The organism is Pseudomonas sp. FJ2-5-13 (genome assembly GCF_029201605.1).
Classification (GTDB): Bacteria; Pseudomonadota; Gammaproteobacteria; order Pseudomonadales; family Pseudomonadaceae; genus Aquipseudomonas; species Aquipseudomonas lactis.
The window spans coordinates 1,549,877-1,574,647 of the sequence record NZ_CP104045.1 but is presented as its reverse complement, the minus strand read 5'-3'; the positions used below and the strand labels follow the sequence as shown (position 1 = coordinate 1,574,647).

Genomic DNA, 24,771 nt, shown 5'->3' with positions numbered 1-24,771 from the left:
GCCCTCCCCCACTTTCATCGCCCCCGCACCGCCGCGCACCATGGCCGCCACCTGCATAAACCCAATAACAACAGGTCCACACCATGAGCACTTTCCAACCGCGCCAGCTGTTGCTGGCGGCTGCTGTCGCCAGTTCTGCCCTGCCCGTTTTCGCCCAGGAGCACGGCTTTCTCGAAGACGCCAGCGCCAACCTCAACCTGCGTAACTTCTTCTTCAACCGCAACTTCACCAACCCGACCAAAGCCCAGGGTGGCGCGCAGGAGTGGACACAAAGTTTCATCCTCGACGCCAAGTCCGGTTTCACCCAGGGCACAGTTGGTTTTGGTGTGGACGTGCTGGGCTTGTACTCGCTCAAGCTCGATGGCGGCCGTGGCACGGGCGGCACGCAGTTGCTGCCGCTGGACCATGACGGCCGGCCAGCCGATGAGTTTGGCCGGCTGGGCGTGGCATTCAAGGCGCGCTTTTCCAAGACCGAGCTGAAGGTGGGCGAATGGATGCCGGTGCTGCCGATCCTGCGCTCCGACGATGGTCGCTCCCTGCCGCAGACCCTGCGTGGCGGGCAGATAACCTCCAAGGAAATCGACGGCCTGACCCTCTATGGCGGCCAATTCCGCGCCAACAGCCCGCGGGACGACGGCAGCATGAGCGACATGTCGATGGTCGGCAAAACCGCCTTCACCTCCGACCGCTTCAATTTCCAGGGCGCCGAATACGCATTCAACGACAAACGCACCCAAGTCGGCGTGTGGAATGCCCAGCTCAAGGACATCTACAGCCAGCAGTTCGTCAACCTGATCCACAGCCAGCCCGTAGGCGACTGGACCCTGGGCGCCAACCTGGGCTTCTTTTACGGCAAGGAAGACGGCAGCGCTCGCGCCGGAGACCTGGACAACAAAACCTGGTCCGGTTTGTTCTCAGCCAGGTACGGCGGCAACACCTTCTACGTCGGCCTGCAAAAACTCACCGGCGACAGTGCCTGGATGCGCGTCAACGGCACCAGCGGCGGCACCCTGGCCAACGACAGCTACAACTCCAGCTACGACAACGCGCAGGAAAAATCCTGGCAGGTTCGCCACGACTACAACTTCGCCGCCCTCGGCGTACCGGGCCTGACGTTGATGAACCGCTATATCAGCGGCAGCAACGTGCATACCGGCACCATCACCGACGGCAAGGAGTGGGGCCGCGAGACCGAACTGGGCTATACGGTGCAGAGCGGCACCCTGAAAAACCTCAACGTGCGCTGGCGCAATTCCAGCATGCGCAGGGATTACAGCAACAACGAGTTCGATGAGAACCGGTTGATCGTCAGCTATCCGATCAGTCTGCTGTAACCCGGTATAGCACTTACTGTATGGTGCGCGCCTGCCGCTGCTGATCCCCCCAGCAGCGGCCTTTACTCGGGCCCTGCACGGCATGAAATCCTTCGCTACAGCAATCGCACTGTTTGCCCTGGCCTTGAGCCTGGGGGGCTGTATCAGCGCGCCCATCGCCCTGACGCCTCAAACCGAACAGCGCCTGCAAACCCAGGCGCCAATCCGCTTTCTGCTGACCTTCGATGACGGCCCTAGCGCCTCCGGCTACAACAACCCGAGCCGCTCGGTAGTGGCCGACCTGGCCAATAATCCGGTGCTGCCGGGGATCAAGGCGGTGTTTTTCCTGCAGACCGAGGCCGCTCGCTCAGGCGGCAGTTCCCGGGGGCGCAAGACCATGGAGCGTGAACACGCCGCCGGTCACGTCCTGGCCTTCCACACCGCCACCGCGTTTCACACCAATCATCGTTGGTTGAATGACGCCACGCTGGAACACACCCTTACCGAAGGCGCCGCAGACATTGCCGCCATCACGGGCGCCCCACCCGTGCTGGTACGCCCGCCCTTCTGGAACTACGACAAGCGCACCTTCGCCGCCTATCAACGCCACGGCATGCAGGTACTGCTGACGGATTTGAGTGCCAATGACGGCAAGATCTGGGGTTTCAACGCCAGCCCGCGTCGGCGGGCCAACCTGTATCGGCAACTGTCGGTGGTGCGCGAGCGCATCGCCTTGGGTGAGCTACCGACGGTGGAGGGCGTGATCCCGGTGGTGGTGACCTTCCATGACATCAACCGCTACACCGCGCGGCATATGCAGGAGTACTTGCAGATCCTGATGGACAGCGCGCGGGTCAACGGTTTGAAGACAGCGGCAGAGCCGTTCTATACCGACCACGCCGCGCTGGAACGTGCAGCGCTGGCCCGTACGGTCAAGGATGTGAACGCGCCGGTGCATCTGCCGGGGGTGTGGAATTGGGTGTGGGATGGTGATTCCCACTGATACCTGAGTCAGGTGGAGACCCCCTGTGGGAGCGGGCTTGCTCGCGAATGCGGTGGGCCAGTCCACAGATGTGTGGCTGGCCCACCGCATTCGCGAGCAAGCCCGCTCCCACATTTAGATCGTATTCCAACTCAGGTCTCGCGAGACTCCACACCCAACTCATCCCACACTGACTCAGCCAAGTGAAACGTCGCATTCGCTGCCGGGATCCCGCAATAGATCGCACTCTGCATCAGCACTTCCTTGATCTCGGCGCGGGTCACGCCGTTGCTGGCGGCAGCGCGCAGGTGCAGTTTCAGTTCTTCACTGCGGTTCATGCCGATCAGCATCGCGATGGTGATCAGGCTGCGGGTATGCCGAGGCAGGCCTGGGCGGGTCCAGATGTCACCCCAGGCGTGGCGGGTGATCATTTCCTGGAACTCGCTGTTGAACTCGGTCAGGGCATTGAGGCTGCGGTCGACGTGGGCATCGCCCAGTACTTCGCGGCGCACCTGCAGGCCCTCGGCGTAACGTTGTTTCTCGTCCACAAATAGCTCCTCAGCGGGCCAGCAGAAATTCGATCACCCGGTCGCTGAACGCAGCACCGGCCTGAACGTTGGACAGGTGCGCCGCATAGAACTCGGCATACTCGGCACCCTGCACATGGCTCTGGATAAAGTGGCCACCGGCTGGCGGCGTCACCGCATCTTCGGTACCGGCAATCACCAGGGTCGGCACCTTGATCGAGGACAATTGCTCACGGAAATCCGCATCGCGCACGGCGCCGCAGTTGGCGGCATATCCCTCGGGCGACGTGGCCGCGAGCATGTCAGTGATCTGCTTGGCCTGATGCGGGTGGGCGGCGGCGAAATCTGCGGTGAACCAGCGCGCAATCGACGCATCGCGCAGCGCTACCATCGCGGCTGCGCCATCACGCAGGACCATTTCGATACGCGGGTTCCATACCTCGGGCGTACCGATCTTGGCCGCGGTGTTACACACCACCAGGCGTTGCAGACGCTCGCCGGCATGGATGCCCAGCCATTGGCCGATCAAGCCGCCCATGGACAATCCGCAAAAATGCGCCTTCTGGATCTCCAGCGCATCCAGCAGTGCGATCACGTCTTGGCCCAGTTGCTCAATGCTGTAAGGCCCCTCGGTCACCAGGGATTGGCCGTGGCCGCGGGTGTCGAAGCGCAGTACGCGAAAATGCTCGGTGAAGGCCGGAATCTGGATATCCCACATATGCAGGTCGGTACCCAGGGAATTGGACAGCACCAATACCGGTGCGTCGGCGGGCCCCTCGAGTTGGTAATGCAGTTCGCCCTCGGCGAGTTGTACAAAAGCCACAGCGTTCTCCTCAGGCAGTCAAAGCAAAATGTTCGGTCACTGCACGCGTAACCCAGGTGGACGCCTGGCCCAGGTAGTGGGCCGGGTCGAGCAGGCGGTCCAGTTCAGCCGCTGACAACTCGGCGGTGACGTGCGGCTCATCCGCCAGCACCGCGCGCAAATGGCGCTGCTCGGCGACCGCACGTTTGCAGCACTGTTCCAGCAGATGGTGCGCGGTGTCGCGGCCCAAGCGTTGGGCGAGCACGATACTCACCGCTTCGGCTAGCACCAGGCCCTGGGTCAGGTCGAGGTTCTGTGCCATGCGTTCGGCATTCACTTCCAACCCCTCACTGACCAGAATTGCCTGGTGCAAGGCACCGGACACCAGGCGGCAAATCTCCGGCAAGGTCTCCCATTCGGCGTGCCACAAGCCCAGGCTGCGTTCGTGCTCTTGGGGCATGGCGCTGAACATCGTCGCCACCAGGCCCGGTACACGGGTGGCTGCGCTGATCAGCACCGCGGCGCCCACTGGATTGCGCTTGTGCGGCATCGTGGACGAACCGCCCTTGCCCGGCGCCGAAGGCTCGAACACCTCCGCCGCTTCGGTCTGCATCAACAGGCTGATATCGCGGCCCAATTTGCCGAGGCTGCCGGCGATCAGGCCTAGCAGGCTGGCAAACTCCACCAGGCGGTCACGCTGGGTGTGCCAGGGTTGTTCCGGCAAACCCAGTTGCAACTCGGCGGCCAAGGCTTCGGCCACCGGCATGGCGTGTTCGCCGAGCGCCGCCAACGTGCCTGATGCGCCGCCAAATTGCAGCACCAGCAGGCGCGGCTTCAATTCGGCCAGGCGCTGGCGACTGCGCGTCACCGCGCCCAGCCAACCGGCGATTTTCATCCCCAGGGTGACCGGCGTCGCGTGCTGCAACCAGGTGCGCCCGGCTAAAGGCACGGTGGCATAACGCTGGGCCTGGGCGGCCAACACATCCCCCAGGCGAGCCAGGTCGGCCTCGATCAGCGCCACCCCACGGCGCAGTTGCAGCACCAGGCCGGTGTCCATCACGTCTTGGCTGGTTGCGCCCAGGTGCACATAACGCTCGGCGTCGGCGTCCTCACTGGCGATCAGCTTGCCCAACGCCTTCACCAATGGAATCGCTGAGTTGCCCGCCGTGGCAATCGCGCTGCCAAGGGCATCCACGTCATACAACGACGCCAGGCACGCCTGGGCAATCGGTGCGACGGCGGCCTGGGGAATCAACCCGACGCGGGCCTGCGCCCGGGCCAGTGCGGCTTCGAAATCCAGCATGCCCTGCAAGCGTCCCTGGTCACAGAACACGTCGGCCATGCTGTCAGCGGTGAAATAAGCGTCGAACAGTTGATTGCTCGTGCGCAACGTCATAACTCATCCCTTACAGATCGTGATGCAGGTACGCCGCCTGTTTCGGCAGGCGCAAGCTGAACAGGAAGGCCACCGCCATCATCGCGGTGACGTACCAATAAAAGGTGTTTTCCATGCCGATGGATTTGAGGCTCAGCGCAACCACTTCTGCCGAACCGCCAAACACCGCGTTAGCCACTGCATACGCCAGGCCTACGCCCAATGCACGCACCTGCGGCGGGAACATCTCCGCTTTGACCAGGCCGCTGATGGAGGTGTAGAAGCTGACAATCGCCAAGGCCAGGGTGATCAGCACAAAGGCCAGAAACGGGCTGGTCACGGTTTTCAAGGTCAGCAGGATCGGCACGGTAAACAGCGTGCCAAGGCCGGCGAACCAGAGCATCGAATTACGCCGGCCGATCTTGTCGGCCAACATGCCGAACAACGGCTGCATGCACATGTACAGGAACAGCGCGCCGGTCATGATGTAGCTCGACGTCTTGGCGTGCATGCCGACGGTGTTCACCAGGTACTTCTGCATGTAGGTGGTGAAGGTATAGAAAATCAGCGAGCCGCCGGCGGTGTAGCCCAGCACCGTGATGAAGGCTTTGCCGTGGTCGCGAAACAGCGCGACGATACTGCCGGCGTCCTTGTCTTCGCGCATTTCCTTGCTGGTGGTTTCTTTCAGGGTGCGACGCAGCAGCAGGGAGATCACGGCGGCAATGGCGCCGATCACAAACGGGATGCGCCAGCCCCAGGCGCGCAGTTCTTCTTCGGTGAGGATCTGTTGCAGGATCACCACCACCAGCACCGCCAGCAACTGGCCGCCGATCAGGGTCACGTACTGGAACGAGGCGAAGAAGCCACGCTGGCCCTTGAGCGCGACTTCACTCATGTAGGTGGCCGTGGTGCCGTACTCGCCGCCCACCGACAAGCCCTGGAACAGCCGCGCCACCAACAGCAACGCCGGGGCCCAGGCACCGATGTCGTTATAGGTGGGCAGGAAGGCGATGACCAGGGAGCCGCCGCACATCATCAGCACCGAAATCATCATCGAATTCTTGCGCCCGTGCTTGTCGGCCACCCGGCCAAACAACCAGCCGCCAATCGGGCGCATCAGGAACCCGGCGGCAAACACACCGGCGGTGTTGAGCAACTGCACCGTAGGGTCATCCGAGGGGAAAAACGCCGGGGCGAAATAAATCGCGCAGAAGGCATAGACGTAGAAGTCGAACCATTCGACCAGGTTGCCGGAGGAAGCACCGACAATCGCAAAGATCCGTTTGCTGCGTTCTTCTCCGGTGTAGTGGCTGGTTTTTGTTGTCATGTTTTTTTACTCAGTGGGAACGGTTATAGCCTAGACATACTTTGCAACAACCCTGTTCCGCAAGCAGACTTTTGGATAGGTGGAGCCTGAACCTCATCCCTGTAGGAGCGAGCTTGCTCGCGAAAAACCTGAGAGCCCCGCGTTCATTCAAGCTGACCGCGTTATCGTTGGCGATTTTCGCGAGCAAGCTCGCTCCTACAAGAGCGGTCAATAGTCGAAGAACACCGTTTCCTTATCTGTGCCCTGCAAAATCACATTCCACTGATAAACCCCTGCCGCATCAGCCTTGGCAATCAGGGTGCTACGACGTTCCGCCGGTACACACGCCAGCAACGGGTCATCGCCATTGAGCGCTTCACCGTCAAAATAAATCCGCGTCAGCAAGTGCTTCACCAACCCACGGGCAAACACCAGCACCACCAAATGCGGCGCCTGGGTGGTGCCCTTGAGCCCCGGCACACTGCCCGGCTTGATGGTGGTAAAGCGAAAACGCCCTTCGGCATCCACCGGCACGCGGCCGAAACCTTCGAAGTTCGGGTCCAGCGCTTTGTCCTGCTCATCTTCGGGGTGGGCATATTTGCCGGCGGCATTGGCCTGCCAGACTTCCAGCATGGCGTCGTTGACGACATCACCGTTGCCGTCCACCACTTGCCCGCTGATTGCCACGCGTTCGCCGAGGGTGGCAGTGACGGTCAGGTCTTCACGGTTCAGCCAGGTCAGGCCAATGTGGTAATACGGCCCGACGGTGTGGGACGTGGTCGCGTTGAGTGTCATCTCATTTCTCCATCGGCGTGGCGTCGCGGCCGCGCAGGACGATGTCCCAACGGTAACCGAGGGCATAGGAAGGAATGGTTTTTTCCAGGTCGAAACTGGCGATCAAGCGTTGCTTGGCGCTGGTATCCGGCACACAGTTGTAGATCGGGTCGTACTCCAGCAACGGGTCGCCCGGGAAATACATTTGCGTCACCAGGCGCGTCAGCACGCTGGGGCCGAACAGCGAAAAGTGGATATGCGCCGGGCGCCACGCGTTGTGGTGGTTGCCCCACGGGTAGGCGCCAGGCTTGATGGTCTGGAACTGGTACCAGCCGTCGGCGTCGGTGACGGTGCGCCCGGTGCCGGTGAAATTCGGGTCCAGCGGCGCATCGTGCAGGTCGCGCTTGTGGTTGTAGCGGCCGGCGGCATTGGCCTGCCAGATCTCCACGAGGATGCCCGGCACTGGCAGGCCGTTTTCGTCCAGCACACGGCCATGAATAATGATGCGCTCGCCTTGCGGCTCGCCCTCATGCTGGGCCGTCAGATCGTTGTCCTTGTCATTGATACGTTCGGCGCCGATGGTCGGGCCGGTGATTTCCGACAAGGAATGGGGCAGGAACACCAACGGCTGGGACGGCGAACGCAGGTTCGTCGACTGGTAGGCCGGGTGCAGGTAATCAGGTTGAGTGCCCGCTTGCGGGCGCCGGTAACCGGGCTTGTCACTCATGGAGCAATCCTCTTTTAGTTATCAGACGCGTTCAATCGCCAGGGCCAGGCCTTGGCCAACGCCAACGCACATGGTCGCCAGGCCTTTGCGGCCGCCGGTTTTTTCCAATTGGTGCAGGGCCGTCAGTACCAACCGCGCACCACTCATCCCCAGGGGATGGCCGAGGGCAATGGCGCCGCCGTTGGGGTTGACCTGGGGCGCATCGTCGGCAATACCCAGTTCGCGCAGCACCGCCAGGCCTTGGCTGGCGAAGGCTTCGTTGAGTTCGATCACGTCAAAGTCGGTGACCGCCAACCCCAGGCGCTCCACCAGTTTGCGCACCGCCGGCACCGGGCCGATGCCCATCACCCGCGGGGCGACACCGGCACTGGCCATGCCCAGCACACGGGCGCGAGCGGTGAGGCCGTGTTGCTTGACGGCCTCGGCGCTGGCGAGGATCAGCGCGGCGGCGCCGTCGTTGACGCCCGAGGCATTGCCAGCAGTGACGGTCTTGTCCGCGCCGTTGACCGGCTTGAGCTTGGCCAGGGCTTCCAACGTGGTGTCCCGTGGGTGCTCATCGTGTTCCACCAGGGTCTCGCCTTTTTTATGGGCGACCCGCACCGGAACGATTTCCTCGGCAAAGAACCCGGCGGCCTGGGCGGCGGCGGTGCGTTGCTGGCTGCGCAGGGCGAAAGCATCCTGGTCGGCGCGGGAAACCTGATAGTCATCGGCCACGTTATCGGCCGTCTGCGGCATGGCATCCACGCCGTACTGGGCCTTCATCAGCGGGTTGATAAAGCGCCAGCCAATAGTGGTGTCTTCCAACTTCATGTTGCGCGAGAACGCTGCATCGGCCTTGCCCATCACAAACGGAGCGCGGGACATCGACTCGACGCCACCGGCAATCGCCAGCTCCATTTCACCGCTGGCAATCGCACGAAAGGCGGTGCCGATGGCATCCATGCCCGAGGCGCACAAGCGGTTGAGGGTCACACCAGGAATACTTTCCGGCAGCCCCGCCAGCAGCAACGCCATGCGTGCCACGTTGCGGTTGTCTTCACCGGCCTGGTTGGCGCAGCCGAGGAAGACTTCGTCTACGGCGCTCCAGTCCACCGATGGGTTGCGCTCGATCAACGCCTTGATCGGCAGCGCCGCCAGGTCGTCGGCTCGCACCGTGGACAGGCCACCGCCGAAACGGCCGATAGGCGTGCGAATGGCATCACAGATATAAACCTCGCGCATCAGGCTTCTCCCGGTGCTTGGCCGTGGGCAGCGGCCGTGCGCGCTTCGAGGTCACGCAGGGCGGTCAGTTCGATCTCGGTGGGTTCAGCAGTGGTGCTCACCTGGTCGGCAAAGCGAATCGCCCAGCCGGTGGCGGCGACCACTTGCTCACGGGTCACGCCGGGGTGTAGCGCAGTGACCACGAACTCATGGCTGCCCTCCTCCGGTTCCATGATGCACAGGTCGGTAATGATGCCCACGGGGCCGGCGCCGGGCAGGCCCAGACGCTTGCGTGAGTCGCCACCTTCGCCGTGACCGACGGAGGTGATGAAGTCCAGTTTGTCTACAAACGAACGCGACGACTGTTTAAGGATGATCAGCACGCTCTTGGCGGAACCGGCGATTTCCGGCGCGCCACCGGCACCCGGTAAACGCACTTTGGGCTGGTGATAATCACCGACCACGGTGGTGTTGATATTGCCGAAACGGTCGACCTGGGCCGCGCCGAGAAAGCCGACATCAATACGCCCGCCCTGCAGCCAGTAGCGAAAGATCTCACCGGTGGGCACCACAGTGTCAGCGGTCTCCGCCAGCTCGCCATCACCGATGGACAGCGGCAATACGCTGGGCTTGGCCCCAATCGGGCCCGACTCGTAGATCAGCACCACATCCGGCGACGATGTCAGGCGCGCCAGGTTGGCGGCCTTCGATGGCAGGCCGATGCCGACGAAGCACACCGAGCCGTTCTTGAGGCGGCGTGCGGCAGCGACGGTCATCATTTCATTGGTGGAGTAAGCCATTACTTAGCCTCCTGCGCGGTGGCCAGCTTGGCCTGGAATTCACTGAAGTCGGCAGTGCCATGGATATATTCGTCGATCCAGGCGGTAAAGGTCCCACGGTCGCGGGCAATCGGGTCCCACGCCTGGTAGAAGCGGTTATCCCGTTCGTTGTAGCCGTGCGCGTAGGACGGATGGGCACCACCGGGTACGTGACACACCGCCGTCAGCGCCCAGGTCGGCAGCACGCAGCTGTTCATCGGCGCGTTCAGGTCGTCGACGATTTCCTCGACGGTGACGATGCAGCGCTTGGCCGCCAGGGCCGCTTCCTTTTGCACCCCGAGAATGCCCCAGAGCAGCACGTTGCCTTTGCGGTCGGCTTTCTGCGCGTGAATCACAGTGATGTCCGGACGCACCGATGGCACTGCCGCCAGCACTTCACCGGTGAAGGGGCAAGTGACGGTCTTGATCAGCGGGTTGACCTTGGGCAAGTCGGAACCGGCGTAGGCACGCAACACGGCGAACGGCAGGCCGGAGGCACCGGCGACGTAGGCATTGGCCAGGTCAGCGTGGCTGTGCTCTTCGATCTCCAGCGCTTGCGGCCATTGTTTCTCTACCGCGTCACGCAGGCGATGCAGGGAACCCACGCCCGGGTTGCCGCCCCAGGAGAAAATCAACTTGCGCGCACAGCCGGCACCGATCAACTGGTCGTAGATCAGGTCAGGCGTCATGCGCACCAGTGTCAGGTCTTTCTTGCCCTGACGAATGATTTCATGGCCTGCGGCCGTAGGGATCAGGTGGGTGAAGCCTTCGAGGGCGACGGTATCGCCGTCGTTCACGAAGCGCTTGACCGCATCACGCAGGGTGAGGATTTCAGCCATGGGGTTGGGCTCCCGGTGTTGATCGAAAAAGGCGCTGAGGTGGCGCCGAAGTGCTTGAAGATTAAGCCGGGGAAATGGGCCAAACAATCCGATAATCGACTGAGTGTTCGATTATCGAACCGATTGTTACTTAACTAATCATCTGCAAGAACAGGGGCAATGTGGGAGCTGGCTTGCCTGCGATGGCGCCTGTGGATTCAACACCGCTATCGCAGGCAAGCCAGCTCCCACAGGGGTAGTGATCGGTTTCAGGTGGCATCGGCATGGCTGACCATGCCCTTGATCACCACCGCTGCCGTGGCCAATGCCGCCGGAATCACAAGTGCCGTGAGCACCTGCTCGAAGTTCCAGCCCAGGCCCAGCAAGGTAGCGCCCATCCACGCCCCCAGGATCGCGCCGAAGCGGCCGATGCCGAGCATCCACGACACCCCGGTGGCACGGCCCTGAGTAGGATAGAAACGTGCCGCCAGGGATGGCATTGCCGATTGCGCACCGTTGACGCACATCCCGGCGACCAGCACCAGGGTGGCCAACAGCGTGATGTTGCCCAGGCTCTGCCCTACCGCGTAGGCAAACACCCCGGCCAGCAGATAGAACGTGCCGATCACTTTGTGCGGGTTGAACCGGTCCATCGCCCAGCCCACGCCCACCGCGCTCAATACCCCACCAAACTGGAACAGCGCGCCGATAAACGCGGCCTGTTCCATGCTCGCGCCGCTGTCACGCATCAAAGTGGGGAGCCAACTGGTCAGCAGGTAAACGATCACCAGGCCCATGAAATACGTGAGCCACAACAGCAAGGTGCCAGCGCTGTAGGTGCCCGAGAAGATCACCGCGAACACATTGCGGGCCTTGACGGTTTTTTGCTCCGGCACGCTGAAGTGGGTGGCCTGGGCAACGATGCTTGGCTCGATAGGGGCCAGGGTCTTGCGCACCTTGTCGGTGCCGCGATTGCGCACTACCAGATAACGCGCCGACTCCGGCAGCCAAACCAACAGCACCACCGCGAGGATCAACGGAAGGATGCCGCCGATCAGTAACAGGCTGTGCCAGCCGAACGCGGGGATCAGCTTGGCCGAAATAAACCCACCGCCGGCCATGCCCAGGTTGAAGCCACAGAACATGCTGGTCACCAACAAGGATTTATGCCGCTCCGGGGTGTATTCAGAGAGCAAGGTGGTGGCATTCGGCATGCCGGCGCCCAGGCCCAGGCCGGTGAGAAAGCGCAGTACCAGCAACTGGTCGACATTGGTGCTGTAGGCCGACGCCAGGCTGAACGCACCAAACACCAACACCGCGCCGACCAGCACGACTTTGCGGCCAAAGCGGTCGGCCAGCGGGCCGGAACCGAGTGCGCCGAACACCATGCCGATCAACGCGGCGCTCATCACCGGGCCGAGGCTGGCGCGGTCGATGCCCCAGTCCTGGGACAGCGCGGGCGCGATAAAGCCCATGGCGGCCGTGTCGAGGCCGTCGAGGAAAACAATCAGGAAACACAGGATCACCACGCGCCACTGATAACGCGAAAGTGGCTGGGTGTTGATGAAGGACTGTACGTCCAGGGTGGTACCAACAGAAGGCTGATTCATTATTTTTATTCCACACCGATGGCGGGCTGACGGCCTGGGGCCGTCGTTCTTATAGGGCAGCTCCTCAGAGCGCTGCCGCACATTAATAAGCCAAGGGAAACACCGTCAATCGAGCGAGCCGGGATCTGTGCGGTCACCGAACAGCTTAGGCAAACAGTTGCGCACTCAGCTCACGACTGGCGCTGAGCATGCTCGGCAAAAAGCGCTGCTCCAACTCGCTGCGGCTGACCCGCCCGGCATGGGTGCTGACATTCAGCGCGGCCAACACCTGGCCGGACGCGTCATACACCGGCACCGCGATGGAACGCAGGCCCTGCTCCAGTTCCTGGTCGACAATGCACCAGCCCTGCTGACGCACCTGTTGCAGGCATTCGAACAACGCTTGCGGCGTGGTCAGGGTGCGGCTGGTCTTGGTTTGCAGGTCGGCATGGTCGAGGTAATCCTGCAGCGAGGCATCGTCGAGGGCGGCCAGCAGAATGCGGCCCATGGACGTGCAATACGCAGGCAAGCGCCCGCCTACCGAAAGGTCAACCGAGATCAGGCGCTGGGTAGTGGCAGAACGGGCGATATAAAGGATGTCATCGCCCTCCAGAGTCGCCATGTTGCAGGCTTCATGCAGTTGCTCGCTCATGCGGTCCAGATAAGGCTGGGCCGAGACAGCCAGCGGTGTGGACGAAAGATAGGCGTGACCGAGGGTCAGCACCTTGGGCAACAACGAATAGGTGCGCCCGTCCGTGGTGGCGTAGCCGAGCTTGATCAAGGTATGCAGGCAACGGCGCACCGCAGCGCGGGGAATTTCCGTGCGATGGCTGATCTGGGCGATGGTCAGGTGACGCTTGCGCTCCTGGAACGCCTGCACCACGGCCAGGCCACGGGCCAGGGACGTCATGAAATCCGGATCACCGGTGAATGCCTGGATACGCTTGGCCGGTGAAGCCACGATCGGCGGCGCCACTGATGCAAAGGAGTTGCGCAATTGATCGTTCATTTCAAAGGGCCTTCTCTTGTTATCACCACGGGAGGGTTGGCGGCTATTACAAGCCGTCCCGGTCGCACCGCACAAGCCAGCGGCGGCAACATTGGGCGATTATCGGACGATCATGCGATTATCGCAATTTGGCGCAGCCCCACCCGCTAACGTTTCAGATTTGCCTGATGCCTCTGTAAAGCGTAGACATTTACCCTAATGCCGATCAATCAAGCGAAATCAACGCAGAACTCATGTGGGAGCGGGCTTGCTCGCTCCCACATGAGTTCTGCGTGTAACTCAAATGTAGACATGAAGATGACGGCGTTCACAATAATGCGGCGGTATGTAACAAACTCCAGACACGTCGTTGACGCTTTTTAACTTCATGATGATAGTGTTATTCAAATGCGCCGCTATAATGCAACCTGTGCAGAGGTCAGCCCGGTATCACCATCGGGAGTGGAGCTCACCAGGCATTGCAGGCTGCTGGCGACGCCGGTCACAAGTACTCGCTTAAAAGAACGGCCCTCAGGCCCATGTACCAACTTGAACGGTTCGACTGTTTTATTTGGTATCGCCCGAGGACGACTTTCAGGCATGACGCTGCGCAATCAATAAACTCAACTCATTAGGTAATACTGTGACGAAAGATGAACTGCGCGCGGAACTTGAGCGCCAGGAGCAACGTTACAAGGATGTCTACGGCGGGGAAGTCACCACCTACGCCGCGCAACCCGAGCCGGAACGCAAGCCATGGCGTAAACGTGCCAGCCTGCTGGACCAGGCATTTGCCCAGGAAATCCAAAAGATCGAGCAGGAACTCAAGACTGAGGAGCCATAAGCGCTTCGGTTCGAGCTTCAAGGGTCGTGCTGTCTCTGCCGGTGCAGTACTGGCAGAGGGCACCTGCTTTAGCGTCCGCTGGTCAGCAACCTACATCCACCTACGAAATTTCATACAAATGTTTCAGGCATGGCGTTTTCATGAAGAAAGCCCGTCTTCTGGGGCCTGCGCTTTATAAATCAAAGACTTGCCAAAGCCCCGAAAACCCTGGGATGCGTGCGTCTTGCCGCATTTTTTTCCAGGAAGATTGTTACCGATGAGCAGCTAATGCATCGATTACTGATGTTTTCTGGCATAATCGCGCCCCCTTACGACCGGGTCAGAAAACCTTCATGATCGATTTATTCAGCGGACTGGATGCTTGGGTTCTCGTGAGCCTGTTGCTCGCCCTGGCCTTTGTCCTCGCCTTCGAGTTCATCAATGGCTTTCATGACACCGCTAACGCGGTGGCCACAGTCATCTATACCAAAGCCATGCCGCCACACTTGGCCGTGTTCTTCTCCGGGGTGTTCAATTTCCTCGGCGTATTGCTCGGTGGTGTCGGTGTCGCCTACGCCATCGTGCACTTGCTGCCGGTGGAGTTGCTGATCAATGTGAACACCGGCCATGGCCTGGCAATGGTCTTCTCGTTGTTGGCGGCGGCAATCACCTGGAACCTGGGTACCTGGTACTTCGGTATCCCCGCCTCCAGTTCCCACACCCTGATCGGCTCGATCCTCGGTGTCGGCCTGGCCAACGCGTTGATCAACGACATCCCCCTGGCTGACGGTGTGAACTGGCAGAAGGCCGTGGATATCGGCGCGTCGCTGGTGTTCTCGCCGATGGCGGGTTTTCTGGTCGCCGCCCTGGTGCTGATCGGCCTGAAGTGGTGGCGCCCGCTGTCGAAGATGCACAAGACCCCGGACCAGCGCCGCAAGCTTGACGACAAAAAGCACCCGCCGTTCTGGAACCGCCTGGTGCTGGTGATTTCGGCCATGGCTGTGAGCTTCGTGCACGGCTCCAACGATGGCCAGAAAGGCATCGGCCTGATCATGCTGGTGCTCATCGGCATCGTGCCGGCGCAGTTCGTATTGGACCTGGGCAGCACCACCTACCAGATCGAACGTACCCGCGACGCCACCCTGCACCTGAACCAGTTCTACCAGCGCAACCACGAGACCCTCGGTGAGTTCCTGGCCCTGGGCAAAAGCGTGAAGGATGATCTGCCGGGCAAGTTCCGCTGCAACCCGCAGCAGACCGAACCGACGATCAACGCGCTGCTGGGCACCCTCAAGGGCGTCTCGGACTACCACTCGCTGACGGCCGACCACCGCATCGAAGTGCGTCGTTACCTGCTTTGCCTGGATGACACCGCGAAGAAAGTCGGCAAGCTGCCAGGCCTGGACTCCCGTGAGAAGTCCGACCTCGACAAGCTGCGCAAAGACCTGACCGCCACCACCGAGTACGCCCCGTTCTGGGTGATCCTCGCGGTCGCACTGGCCCTGGGCCTGGGCACCATGGTGGGCTGGAAGCGCGTGGTGCTCACCATCGGTGAGAAGATCGGCAAGCAAGGCATGACCTATGCCCAGGGCATGTCGGCGCAAATCACCACGGCCACGATGATCGGCTTTGCCAATATCTTCGCCCTGCCAGTGTCCACCACTCACGTCCTGTCTTCTGGCGTGGCGGGCACGATGGTTGCCAACAAGAGCGGCCTGCAAGGTGGCACGGTCAAGACCATCCTGATGGCTTGGGTATTGACCTTGCCAGCGACCGTAGGCCTCTCGGCCGGGTTGTTCTGGTTGGCGTCCAAGGCATTGGGCAACTGATAGCCAGCCGGCAATAAAAAAGGTGCGATCCGCGAGGGTCGCACCTTTTTTTATGCTCCAAGCGCACAGTAGTCCACCTGTGGCAAGGCATCTTGCCCCCGTGGCGACCGGACAGCCTACACCTATCTAACTGACACCCCCGCGATCCAACTGTGGGAGCTGGCTTGCCTGCGATGACGGCCTCACAGTCGACACTGTTATACCGAGTACATATCCATTGCTGCGGTAACGGCCACTTAGGGTTCCGCCCTGACGGCGGCTCACTTTTGAAAAGAGCCCAAAAGTAAGCAAAAGGCTCTTGCCCCACCACTCGGCACCTCGCTTAGGCTCGGTGTGCCCGTAATCCGCCAGTGATTTGGGGGGCCGCCGCCACGCGCCATCCATGGCGCGGGGCGGCTAAACCGGCATCCCTGCCGGTTTACCCCCCAAATCCCTGTCGAATTCCGGCCAGCGTGGTTTAACGGGGCGCCTGAGATCAAAAGCAAGATCAAGAGCGGCTCGCTTCGCATCGTGGTTACCGTCGGTGGCTATAACCTTGAAAGTTGCAAGGATCTATAAGCATCGCAGGCAAGCCCGCTCACACCACTGATGTGCAACCGAATTAAAACGCGATCAGCCGCCGATGATCTTCATGACCGTGGCACCGCCGGAAAACGCCACTTCCTGCTTGTCAGCCAAGGCTTTCATCAACAAGCCCTGCAACGCCGGCAACGCCTGGTGACGCGGTTGATCAAGCAAGTCACCAACATAATGGCGATTGCTGGACGACAGGCACCCATGCAGCCAACCGGTGGAGGACAATCGCAACCGCGAACAGGTGCGGCAGAACGGTACGCTCTCGTTGGCGATCACGCCGAAGAAGCCCTTGCCCGGCACTTCGTAGCGTACCGCAGTCGCATCGACGGGCGCGTTGGCTTGCAGGTATTCATGTTGTTCGCCGATCAAGCTGAGCAGCTGTTGCAAGCTGACGAACTGTTGCAGGAATGCGTTAGAGTCTTTGGCCAGGTGGCCCATGCGCATCAGTTCGATAAAGCGCAGCTCGTAACCACGCTCCAGGCAGTAATCGAGCAGCGGCATCACCTGGTCCAGGTTCTGGCCGCGCAACGGTACCATGTTGACCTTGATCTTGATCCCGGCAGCACTGGCCTGGTCCATGCCATCGAGCACGGTGGCCAGGTCGCCGCCACGGGCGATGCTGCGAAAAGCATCGGCATCCAGCGTGTCGAGGGAGACATTGATGCGCCGAATGCCGGCAGCCACCAGCAACGGCAGTTTGCGCGCCAGCAGTTGGCCGTTGGTGGTCAGGCTGATGTCGCTCAGGCCCATCTGCCCTACCGCGCCCATGAAGGCTTCCAGCTTGGGACTGACCAGCGGCTCACCGCCAGTAATGCGCAAGCGCTCGATACCCGCCGCTTCGATCAGGTAAGCCACGCCCCGGGCCATGGCTTCGGCCGACAGCTCATCCTGGGCAGCCACCAACCGCTTGCCGTCTGGCACGCAATAGGTACACGCATAGTTGCAGGCTGAAGTCAGGCTGATCCGCAAATTGCGAAAACGCCTGCCTTGACGATCAACGATCATGGATCACTCCGGCAGAGGATAATTCGGGCGCGCTAAAAGCTGACTCATAACTCAGCTTTTAGCAAGGTCCTTGCCTGAGTATATTCCTGGGTTACTGCGCCTGGCAGTAAATCATTGCGCCATCACTGTGGCGAATAACTTACGTGGCAGGGGTTTCGCCGCTCTTCTCGGCGCCCGGCAGTTCCGGGCTGTGCTTGCGCTTGTTACCCATGCGCACGCCGATGTCCATCAGGAATTGGAAGAAACCTTCCTGGTCTTCCAGCACATTGCTCCAGAACGGCGAGTGGTACAGCGCCACAGCGCCATGCACCAGCGCCCAGGCGGCGCAGTAGTGGAAATACGGAGGCACGTCTTCAAGCTTGCCTTCGCTGATACGGCCCTTGATCAGCAGGGTCAGGCGTTCGAAGTTCGAGGCGCGGATCTTGTGCAGTTCCTCGACCATCTCCGGCACTTGGTGACCTTTGACCACCTTTTCTTCGAGGCGGTCGAACAGGCGATAGCGCTGCGGGTCACGCATGCGGAACTCGAAGTAAGCGCGGGACAGGGCTTCCTTGTCTTTGTCGACATCGGCCGAGTGCAGCAACTCGTTCAAATCGCGCTCGTAGTCGAGCATCAGGCGCAGGTAGATTTCGGCCTTGGACTTGAAGTGTTTGTAGATCGTGCCTTTGCCGATACCCACGGCATCCGCAATCATCTCGACGGTGACGCTGTCTTCACCTTGTTCGAGGAACAGCTTGAGCGCGGTGTCGAGAATTTCCTGCTCACGGCGGCGAAACTCACGGACCTTACGGGGTTCTTTGTGCATGAGGAAGAGTCTGCAAAGGTCGGAAATAGGGAGGGTTGCGCAGGGCCATGGATACGTGGCGATACGATTTACCCGATGCGAGGGATTATCCCGACTGAACGGTCGTTGGGCAATGTCTATGTGAACCCGTCAGGCACATAACTTTCAATGCGCCAACGATTTCGTGGTTATCAGTCAGAAATAATACGCAACACCTGAACCTGCCCATCAGCGCAATGAGAACTCAAGCGAAGGCGGCGTATTCCAAATCTGTTTAAAAAACGATCAATCACGACTGGACTGAATGGGATAGTGGTCAATACTTCAACTGTCGGCGCGACATCTCCCCCAAGTGACGCGTCGACCTGGGTACCGACGGACTGCGTGCCCTTGTTTTACTCCTAATGGTCTTAGCCCGGATTCACCCCCCAGAACCCGGGTTTTTTTTGCCTGCAATTCAGCCGCTCTAACCGGCTACGTGGGCCAGCGGGAACAGGCGCTTGAAGTTTTCAGTGGTCTGCTCGGCAAAACGCTCGTAAGACTCACCGCGCAGCATCGCCAGGTAATCAGCCACGTCACGCACATATTCGGGCAGGTTCGGCTTGCCGCGATGGGGGATGGGCGCCAGGTACGGCGAGTCGGTTTCCACCAACAGGCGGTCGGCAGGCACCTGGCGGGCCACATCGCGCAGCGCGTCGGCATTGCGGAAGGTGACGATGCCCGACAGGGAAATATAGAACCCCAGGTCCAGGGCAGCCTTGGCCATGTCCCAGTCTTCGGTAAAGCAATGCAGCACGCCGGCCTGTGGCAACGCGGCTTCCCGCAGCAAGGCCAGGGTATCGGCGCGGGCGCCTCGGGTGTGGACGATCACCGGCTTGCGCGTCTGCTGGGCGGCTTGCAGGTGCAGGCGGAACGAGGCCTGCTGCAACTCGGCAGCTTCAGGCTCGTAGTGGTAGTCCAGGCCGGTTTCGCCAATGGCCACGACCCGCGTGTGGTTGAGTTCACCCAGTAACCAATCGAGCGCCGGGGCTTCGCCAGGCTTGAGGTCCAGCGGGTGGATGCCCACCGAGCAATCGACGTCGGCGTAGCGATCAGCCAGGGCTTTGACGTCGGCGGCATTGTCGGCGCTGACGCCAATGCACAGGAAGTGCCCTACACCACGCTGGCGGGCCGCTTCAAGGGCGGCGTCGAGGGAGCCGCCGTGCTGGGCAAGGTCGAGGCGATCAAGGTGGCAATGGGAATCTACGAGCATAGGAATCAGGGCTTAAGTCACAAAAGAGGTAGGGCCAACGATACACCCGTCGGCCACGGAATTTAACGGCGCCCGAGCAGGCCTACCCACTGCACCAGCAATGCCTCGAGCAACAGCACGCGGTTGAGGTTGGCCTTGCCGAGGACTTTCTGGCGCTGGGCGAGGATCCAGTCCTGGATGTTCAGCACTTTGTCCTGGGCACTTTTTTGCGCCAGGTATTGCACGACCTTGCGCATATCCGCCAGGCCCAGGCCGCTCTCATCCTGGGTAAGCTGATAGCGCAGGATCAGGCTGGACCAGTCGCAGAACCAGTCGAACAGCAGCAACAGCGGAATGTCCTTCCAGGCGCTTTCGGCCAGTTGCGTGGCGGACAGTTCCTGCTTGAGCAGTTTCTTCACGCCATCCACGACCAGTGCACGCTGTTCGCGCACGCCCTGGGCCTGCAGCTTCACTGCCGCCAAAGGCGAACCGGCCGCCAGGGTCAGCAACTCGCCGCGTTCTTCTGCGCTGCATTCGGGCAACGCCTGCGCCAGCCATTGCAGGCTCATGGCCTCGCTGGGCAACGGGCAAGCCTGCTGCACGCAACGGCTGCGAATGGTCGGCAACAAGCGGCTGGACTGGTGGCTCACCAGCAACAGCACGGTATCGCCGGACGGCTCTTCAAGGCTTTTGAGCAAGGCGTTGGCCGCGTTGATATTCATCGCCTCGACCGGCTCGATCAGCACCACTTTGCGCCCGCCCATCTGCGCGGTCTGCACCACGAAGCTGACCAGGTCGCGCACCTGGTCGACCTTGATGGCCTTGTCCGCTTCCTCGGGTTCCAGCACATAGTTGTCCGGGTGACTACCGGCCTTGAGCAACAGGCAGGACTTGCACTCGCCACACGCCTCCAGATTGACCGGGCGTTGGCACAATAGGCTGCCCATCAGGCGTTCGGCGAGATGGCGCTTACCGATGCCCACCGGCCCATGCAGCAGATAGGCGTGGGCGTGCTGTGCGCGCCCCGCCAGTTGCTGCCAGAGGCCGTCCTGCCACGGGTAGGACTCAGCCACGGCTACGCTCCAACAGCGCGGGCAACAGCGCGTCGATAGCCTGTTGCACCTGGCTCAGCGGCTGGGCGGCGTCCAACAGGTAATAACGTGCGGGCTCAGCCTTGGCGCGCTGCAGGAAAGCGCTGCGCACTGCATCAAAAAAGGCCTGGCCTTCCAGCTCGAAACGGTCCAGGCGGCCCCGCGCACTGGCGCGGGCCATGCCCACTTCCACCGGCAGGTCGAACAACAGGGTCAGGTTGGGGCGCAGATCGCCTTGCACGAAAGTTTCCAGGGTGGCGATACGCTCCAGGGACAAACCCCGGCCCCCGCCCTGATAGGCGTAGGTGGAATCGGTAAACCGGTCGCAGATCACCACGGCACCCCGCGCCAGGGCCGGGCGAATCACTTCGGCCAGGTGCTGGGCCCGGGCGGCAAACACCAGGAGCAACTCGGTGTCCGGGTTCATCGGCTCGTCACCCGGGGCCAACAGCACTTCACGGATGCGCTCGGCCAACGGCGTACCGCCCGGCTCACGGGTCAGCACCACCTCGATGCCCTGCGCACGCAGGCGCTCGGCCAGGTAGTCACGGTTAGTGCTTTTGCCGGCGCCTTCCGGGCCTTCCAGGGTAATAAACAAGCCAGTCACAGGCAGTCCTTAGTCAGAGTCATTGCGGGCTTTGCGGCGCGGTAGTGTCCGGCGCGGGCTCGATCGGTGCGTCAGGGGTGGGTGCGTCGCTGGAAGGTGCTGAATCTTCCACCGGTTTCACCACCGGCGCCGGGCTGGAACGGTAATCGGCACGGCGCTTTAGCTGGAACTCACGCACGGCGGCATTATGCGCATCCAGGTTATCCGAGAATATATGGCTGCCATCGCCACGGGCGACGAAATACAGGCTGCTGCCCGGCACCGGGTTCAGCGCGGCATGGATCGCCTCGCGGCCGACCATCGCGATGGGCGTAGGCGGCAGGCCGGCGATCATGTAGGTGTTGTAGGGGTTGGCTTCCTTGAGGTGGGCACGGGTCAATTTACCGTTGTAGCGCTCACCCAGGCCGTAGATCACGGTGGGGTCGGTCTGCAGCAGCATACCGATCTTCAGGCGACGCACAAACACACCGGCAATCTGCCCGCGCTCCTGGGGCACACCGGTCTCCTTTTCCACCAGCGACGCCATGATCAGCGCTTGGTAAGGGTCGGTGTAGGGCGCGTCGGCAGCCCGCCTGCTCCACTCCTGGGCGAGTACATCGTCCAGGCGGTTGTAGGCTTTTTTCAGGAATTCGACATCGGTCATGCCGCGGACAAAACGGTAGGTGTCGGGGAAGAACCGCCCTTCAGGAAACACACCTGGGTGGCCGAGCTTATCCATCACTTCGCTGTCCGTCAGGCCCGCCAGGGTCTGCACGATCTTTTCATGCTTGGCCAGGGCGGTGCGCACCTGACGGAAATTCCAGCCCTCCACCAAGGTCAGGCTGTACTGCACCACTTCGCCGCGCTGCCACAGGCCTATCAAACCCTCGGCGGTAAGGCCCGGGCTCATGCGGTACTCACCGCTGTGCAGCGGCTGGCCTTCGAGGTTGAAGCGCCAGTACAGACGCAGCCAAAAGGCATCGTCGAGCACGCCGTCGGCTTCCAGACGATTGAAGGTGCCCGTCGGCGTAGCGCCAGCGGGTACGTCGAGCAACTGCTCCTGAGGCAGCTTCAGGGGCTGCTTGAGAGCAGAGTCGAGTTTCCAGGCCGAAAAGCCCACGAGCAACGCCGCCGAGACCAGGCTGATCTGCAGCAGTAACACCAGTTTTCGTATCAACTCAAATATCCAATAGCGCGCGAACAATGCCCTGCAGTTTACGGGTGAGTGGCCCAACCGGCCAGCTCATCGCAGCGCAGCCACGCACCGGCCAAATGCCATATACGCTGTTGCAGACGAAGACTTCATCGGCCTGTTGCAACTGCTCCACACTGATGTCGGCCACGGCCACCGGGACGCCCAGCGCTTGTGCCTGGGCCAGCACTTCGGCGCGCATTACGCCGGCAACGCCACAACGGCTCAGATCAGCGGTTAGTAACAAGCCGTTGCGCACCAGGAAAAGGTTGCTGAATATGCCTTCGATCACCCGACCAGACATGTCCAGCATCAGGCCTTCGGCATGTTCGGTATCTTGCCATTCGGCACGCGCGATCACCTGCTCCAAACGATTGAGGTGCTTGATACCGGCCAGCAGCGGCTGCTGCGCCAAACGCGTGGCACACGCAAACAGGCGCACGCCTTCGACTTCATGAGTGGGTGGGTAAACAGCGGGCGCACTACCCTGCAAGATGCGGCGCACCGGCGCGCCAGGGTTGATGCCATAACCGCGCAAGCTGTCGCCACGGGTAAGGATCAATTTGAGAATACCGTCGCCAAGGCCGGCAGCGAAGCTCAGCACTTCGTGGCGAATCAACCCGTGATCCACCACCAATGCCAAACGCCTGCAACCCTCTTCCAGGCGTTGCAGGTGGCGGTCGAGCAACAACGGCTGCCCGGCCTTGACGGCGATGGTCTCGAACACCCCATCGCCATACGCCAGGCCTCGATCTTTCAGGGGCACGTTGTCCGCTGGCTGACCGTCGACCCAGCTGTGCATCACTCGGAGAACCGGCGGAACACCAGGGAACCGTTGGTGCCACCGAAACCGAACGAGTTGGAAATCGCCACGTCGATCGGCATGGGTTGCGCTTCGTGGGGCACGAAGTTCAGGTCGCAGCCTTCGTCCGGCTCATCAAGGTTGATGGTCGGCGGAGCGACCTGATCCCTGATTGCCATCACACTGAAGATCGCCTCGACCGCGCCCGCCGCACCCAACAGGTGGCCGGTCATGGACTTGGTGGAGCTGACCGCCAGCTTGTAGGCATGCTCACCGAACACCGACTTGATGGCCTCGGCTTCCGCCAAGTCGCCAGTCGGGGTCGAAGTGCCATGGGCGTTGATGTACTGCACCTGGTCGGGGTTGACCTTCGCATCGCGCAGGGCATTGGTGATGCAACGCGCAGCACCCGCTCCGTCGGACGGCGGTGAAGTCATGTGGTACGCGTCACCGCTCATGCCGAACCCGATCAGTTCGGCGTAGATGGTGGCACCACGCGCCTTGGCGTGCTCCAACTCTTCGAGCACCAGCGCACCGGCACCGTCGGACAGCACGAAGCCGTCACGGCCTTTGTCCCACGGACGGCTGGCACGGGTCGGCTCGTCATTGCGGGTCGACAGCGCACGGGACGCGCCGAAGCCGCCCATGCCCAGGCCGCACGCGGCCATTTCGGCGCCGCCGGCGATCATCACATCGGCTTCGTCGTAGGCAATGTTGCGCGCCGCCATACCGATGCAGTGGGTGCCTGTGGTGCACGCCGTTGAAATCGCGTAGTTAGGCCCCTGTGCCCCCAGATGGATGGACAGGAAGCCGGAAATCATATTGATGATCGAGCCCGGTACGAAGAACGGTGAAATTCGACGTGGGCCAGTCTCATGCAGCGTGCGGCTGGTTTCTTCGATATTGGTCAGACCGCCAATACCCGAACCCATGGCCACACCGATGCGGTCACGGTTGGCGTCGGTGACTTCCAGGCCGGCGTTACGCACTGCCTGAAAACCGGCAGCCAGGCCGTACTGAATGAACAGGTCGAGCTTGCGGGACTCTTTGATCGAGAGATATTCCTCGACATTGAAGCCCTTTACCGAGCCGCCAAAACGGGTGGAATAGGCAGAAAGGTCCGTATGTTCGATCAGACCAATACCACTGCGGCCAGCCAGAATGCCCTGCCAACTGCTCGGCACATCCGTACCCAGTGGCGACAACATACCCATACCGGTGACTACGACGCGTCTACGCGACACAGCACTCTCCTTTTTCTAATGACGACACTTTTTCATCGCCGCTAAAGAAAAAACCGCACGCCGTTACAGCAGTGCGGTTTTTCCCTGACAGCAAGCGACGACTACAAACTATTACGCCTGGTGGCTAGTAACGTAGTCGATGGCAGCTTGAACAGTAGTGATTTTTTCAGCTTCTTCGTCCGGGATTTCGGTCTCGAATTCCTCTTCCAGAGCCATCACCAGCTCAACGGTGTCAAGGGAATCGGCACCCAGGTCTTCTACGAAGGAAGCAGTGTTGACCACTTCTTCTTCCTTAACGCCCAGTTGCTCGGCGACGATTTTCTTGACGCGCTCTTCGATGGTGCTCATACCTTGTTTAACTCCTAATGGACAAATTCAGGCAGCTGGCC

General features: G+C 61.2%; 24 protein-coding genes. 4 read left to right on the top strand and 20 right to left on the bottom strand.

Annotation, left to right across the window (positions count from 1 at the left end; translation table 11 throughout):
• Nucleotides 1-83 precede the first annotated feature (83 nt).
• Together N2A98_RS07005 and N2A98_RS07000 are read left to right on the top strand one after the other, a co-directional pair.
• The gene (locus tag N2A98_RS07005) at nucleotides 84-1,334 is read left to right on the top strand and encodes an OprD family porin (protein WP_125969649.1); all 1,251 of its coding nucleotides are present in this window, start codon (nucleotides 84-86) and stop codon (nucleotides 1,332-1,334) included.
• An 82-nt stretch (nucleotides 1,335-1,416) separates the two neighbouring features.
• Nucleotides 1,417-2,316, top strand: coding sequence for a polysaccharide deacetylase family protein (locus N2A98_RS07000; RefSeq protein WP_275623186.1), 900 nt, complete (start codon nucleotides 1,417-1,419; stop codon nucleotides 2,314-2,316).
• 131 nt (nucleotides 2,317-2,447) lie between these two features.
• Here the strand turns inward: N2A98_RS07000 and pcaC are convergent, their stop codons facing one another.
• From pcaC to pcaR, 11 genes are all read right to left on the bottom strand, one after another.
• Complete coding sequence (gene pcaC, locus N2A98_RS06995) at nucleotides 2,448-2,843, bottom strand: 4-carboxymuconolactone decarboxylase (RefSeq protein ID WP_044272695.1); 396 nt, start codon at nucleotides 2,841-2,843, stop codon at nucleotides 2,448-2,450.
• Between the two features lie 10 nt (nucleotides 2,844-2,853).
• On the bottom strand, nucleotides 2,854-3,645 hold the full coding sequence (gene pcaD, locus N2A98_RS06990) for a 3-oxoadipate enol-lactonase (RefSeq protein WP_044272693.1): 792 nt from the start codon (nucleotides 3,643-3,645) through the stop codon (nucleotides 2,854-2,856).
• A 10-nt stretch (nucleotides 3,646-3,655) separates the two neighbouring features.
• Nucleotides 3,656-5,020 (bottom strand): 3-carboxy-cis,cis-muconate cycloisomerase, encoded by a 1,365-nt coding sequence (locus N2A98_RS06985; RefSeq protein ID WP_275623185.1) that lies wholly within the window; start codon nucleotides 5,018-5,020, stop codon nucleotides 3,656-3,658.
• Between the two features lie 10 nt (nucleotides 5,021-5,030).
• Entirely contained in the window at nucleotides 5,031-6,326 is a 1,296-nt protein-coding gene (locus N2A98_RS06980) for an MFS family transporter (protein ID WP_032893116.1), read from the bottom strand.
• 207 nt (nucleotides 6,327-6,533) lie between these two features.
• Entirely contained in the window at nucleotides 6,534-7,100 is a 567-nt protein-coding gene (gene pcaG, locus N2A98_RS06970; RefSeq protein ID WP_044272689.1) for a protocatechuate 3,4-dioxygenase subunit alpha, read from the bottom strand.
• A gap of 1 nt (nucleotide 7,101) precedes the next feature.
• Nucleotides 7,102-7,806, bottom strand: a complete 705-nt coding sequence (pcaH, locus tag N2A98_RS06965) for a protocatechuate 3,4-dioxygenase subunit beta (RefSeq protein WP_044272687.1) — start codon at nucleotides 7,804-7,806, stop codon at nucleotides 7,102-7,104.
• Nucleotides 7,807-7,827: 21 nt separating this feature from the next.
• The gene (gene pcaF / locus N2A98_RS06960) at nucleotides 7,828-9,030 is read right to left on the bottom strand and encodes a 3-oxoadipyl-CoA thiolase (protein ID WP_169855585.1); all 1,203 of its coding nucleotides are present in this window, start codon (nucleotides 9,028-9,030) and stop codon (nucleotides 7,828-7,830) included.
• Nucleotides 9,027-9,806, bottom strand: a complete 780-nt coding sequence (locus N2A98_RS06955; protein ID WP_044272685.1) for a CoA-transferase subunit beta — start codon at nucleotides 9,804-9,806, stop codon at nucleotides 9,027-9,029. The genes pcaF and N2A98_RS06955 overlap by 4 nt, the downstream gene beginning before the upstream one ends.
• Nucleotides 9,806-10,663 (bottom strand): CoA transferase subunit A, encoded by an 858-nt coding sequence (locus N2A98_RS06950; RefSeq protein ID WP_003189300.1) that lies wholly within the window; start codon nucleotides 10,661-10,663, stop codon nucleotides 9,806-9,808. Before N2A98_RS06950 ends, N2A98_RS06955 begins: the two co-directional genes overlap by 1 nt.
• A gap of 248 nt (nucleotides 10,664-10,911) precedes the next feature.
• Nucleotides 10,912-12,252, bottom strand: coding sequence for an MFS transporter (locus N2A98_RS06945; RefSeq protein ID WP_032893120.1), 1,341 nt, complete (start codon nucleotides 12,250-12,252; stop codon nucleotides 10,912-10,914).
• A 145-nt stretch (nucleotides 12,253-12,397) separates the two neighbouring features.
• A complete protein-coding gene (pcaR, locus tag N2A98_RS06940; protein WP_003189296.1) occupies nucleotides 12,398-13,240 on the bottom strand; it encodes a pca regulon transcriptional regulator PcaR in 843 nt (280 codons plus the stop codon).
• Nucleotides 13,241-13,862: 622 nt separating this feature from the next.
• On the opposite strand from pcaR, the gene N2A98_RS06935 reads away from it, so the two are divergent.
• On the top strand, nucleotides 13,863-14,063 hold the full coding sequence (locus N2A98_RS06935; RefSeq protein WP_003189295.1) for a hypothetical protein: 201 nt from the start codon (nucleotides 13,863-13,865) through the stop codon (nucleotides 14,061-14,063).
• 332 nt (nucleotides 14,064-14,395) lie between these two features.
• Nucleotides 14,396-15,871 carry an inorganic phosphate transporter gene (locus N2A98_RS06930; RefSeq protein ID WP_003189291.1) on the top strand — a complete coding sequence of 492 codons (1,476 nt, stop codon included), beginning with the start codon at nucleotides 14,396-14,398 and terminating at the stop codon, nucleotides 15,869-15,871.
• A 612-nt stretch (nucleotides 15,872-16,483) separates the two neighbouring features.
• On the opposite strand, the gene N2A98_RS06925 is transcribed toward N2A98_RS06930, so the two are convergent.
• The 9 genes from N2A98_RS06925 to acpP form a co-directional block, all read right to left on the bottom strand.
• Nucleotides 16,484-17,452 carry a radical SAM protein gene (locus tag N2A98_RS06925; protein ID WP_078802670.1) on the bottom strand — a complete coding sequence of 323 codons (969 nt, stop codon included), beginning with the start codon at nucleotides 17,450-17,452 and terminating at the stop codon, nucleotides 16,484-16,486.
• 139 nt (nucleotides 17,453-17,591) lie between these two features.
• On the bottom strand, nucleotides 17,592-18,257 hold the full coding sequence (locus N2A98_RS06920) for a TetR/AcrR family transcriptional regulator (RefSeq protein WP_003189287.1): 666 nt from the start codon (nucleotides 18,255-18,257) through the stop codon (nucleotides 17,592-17,594).
• A 445-nt stretch (nucleotides 18,258-18,702) separates the two neighbouring features.
• Complete coding sequence (locus N2A98_RS06915; protein WP_275623184.1) at nucleotides 18,703-19,488, bottom strand: TatD family hydrolase; 786 nt, start codon at nucleotides 19,486-19,488, stop codon at nucleotides 18,703-18,705.
• Between the two features lie 62 nt (nucleotides 19,489-19,550).
• Nucleotides 19,551-20,540, bottom strand: coding sequence for a DNA polymerase III subunit delta' (locus N2A98_RS06910; protein WP_032893125.1), 990 nt, complete (start codon nucleotides 20,538-20,540; stop codon nucleotides 19,551-19,553).
• Complete coding sequence (gene tmk, locus N2A98_RS06905) at nucleotides 20,533-21,165, bottom strand: dTMP kinase (RefSeq protein WP_275623183.1); 633 nt, start codon at nucleotides 21,163-21,165, stop codon at nucleotides 20,533-20,535. The genes N2A98_RS06910 and tmk overlap by 8 nt, the downstream gene beginning before the upstream one ends.
• Before the next feature lie 19 nt (nucleotides 21,166-21,184).
• Nucleotides 21,185-22,321, bottom strand: a complete 1,137-nt coding sequence (gene mltG / locus N2A98_RS06900; RefSeq protein ID WP_275623182.1) for an endolytic transglycosylase MltG — start codon at nucleotides 22,319-22,321, stop codon at nucleotides 21,185-21,187.
• 1 nt (nucleotide 22,322) lies between these two features.
• Entirely contained in the window at nucleotides 22,323-23,138 is an 816-nt protein-coding gene (pabC, locus tag N2A98_RS06895) for an aminodeoxychorismate lyase (RefSeq protein WP_044272672.1), read from the bottom strand.
• Nucleotides 23,138-24,382, bottom strand: a complete 1,245-nt coding sequence (gene fabF, locus N2A98_RS06890) for a beta-ketoacyl-ACP synthase II (RefSeq protein ID WP_275623181.1) — start codon at nucleotides 24,380-24,382, stop codon at nucleotides 23,138-23,140. Before fabF ends, pabC begins: the two co-directional genes overlap by 1 nt.
• 111 nt (nucleotides 24,383-24,493) lie before the next feature.
• Nucleotides 24,494-24,730, bottom strand: coding sequence for an acyl carrier protein (acpP, locus tag N2A98_RS06885; protein ID WP_003175607.1), 237 nt, complete (start codon nucleotides 24,728-24,730; stop codon nucleotides 24,494-24,496).
• Nucleotides 24,731-24,771 lie beyond the last annotated feature (41 nt).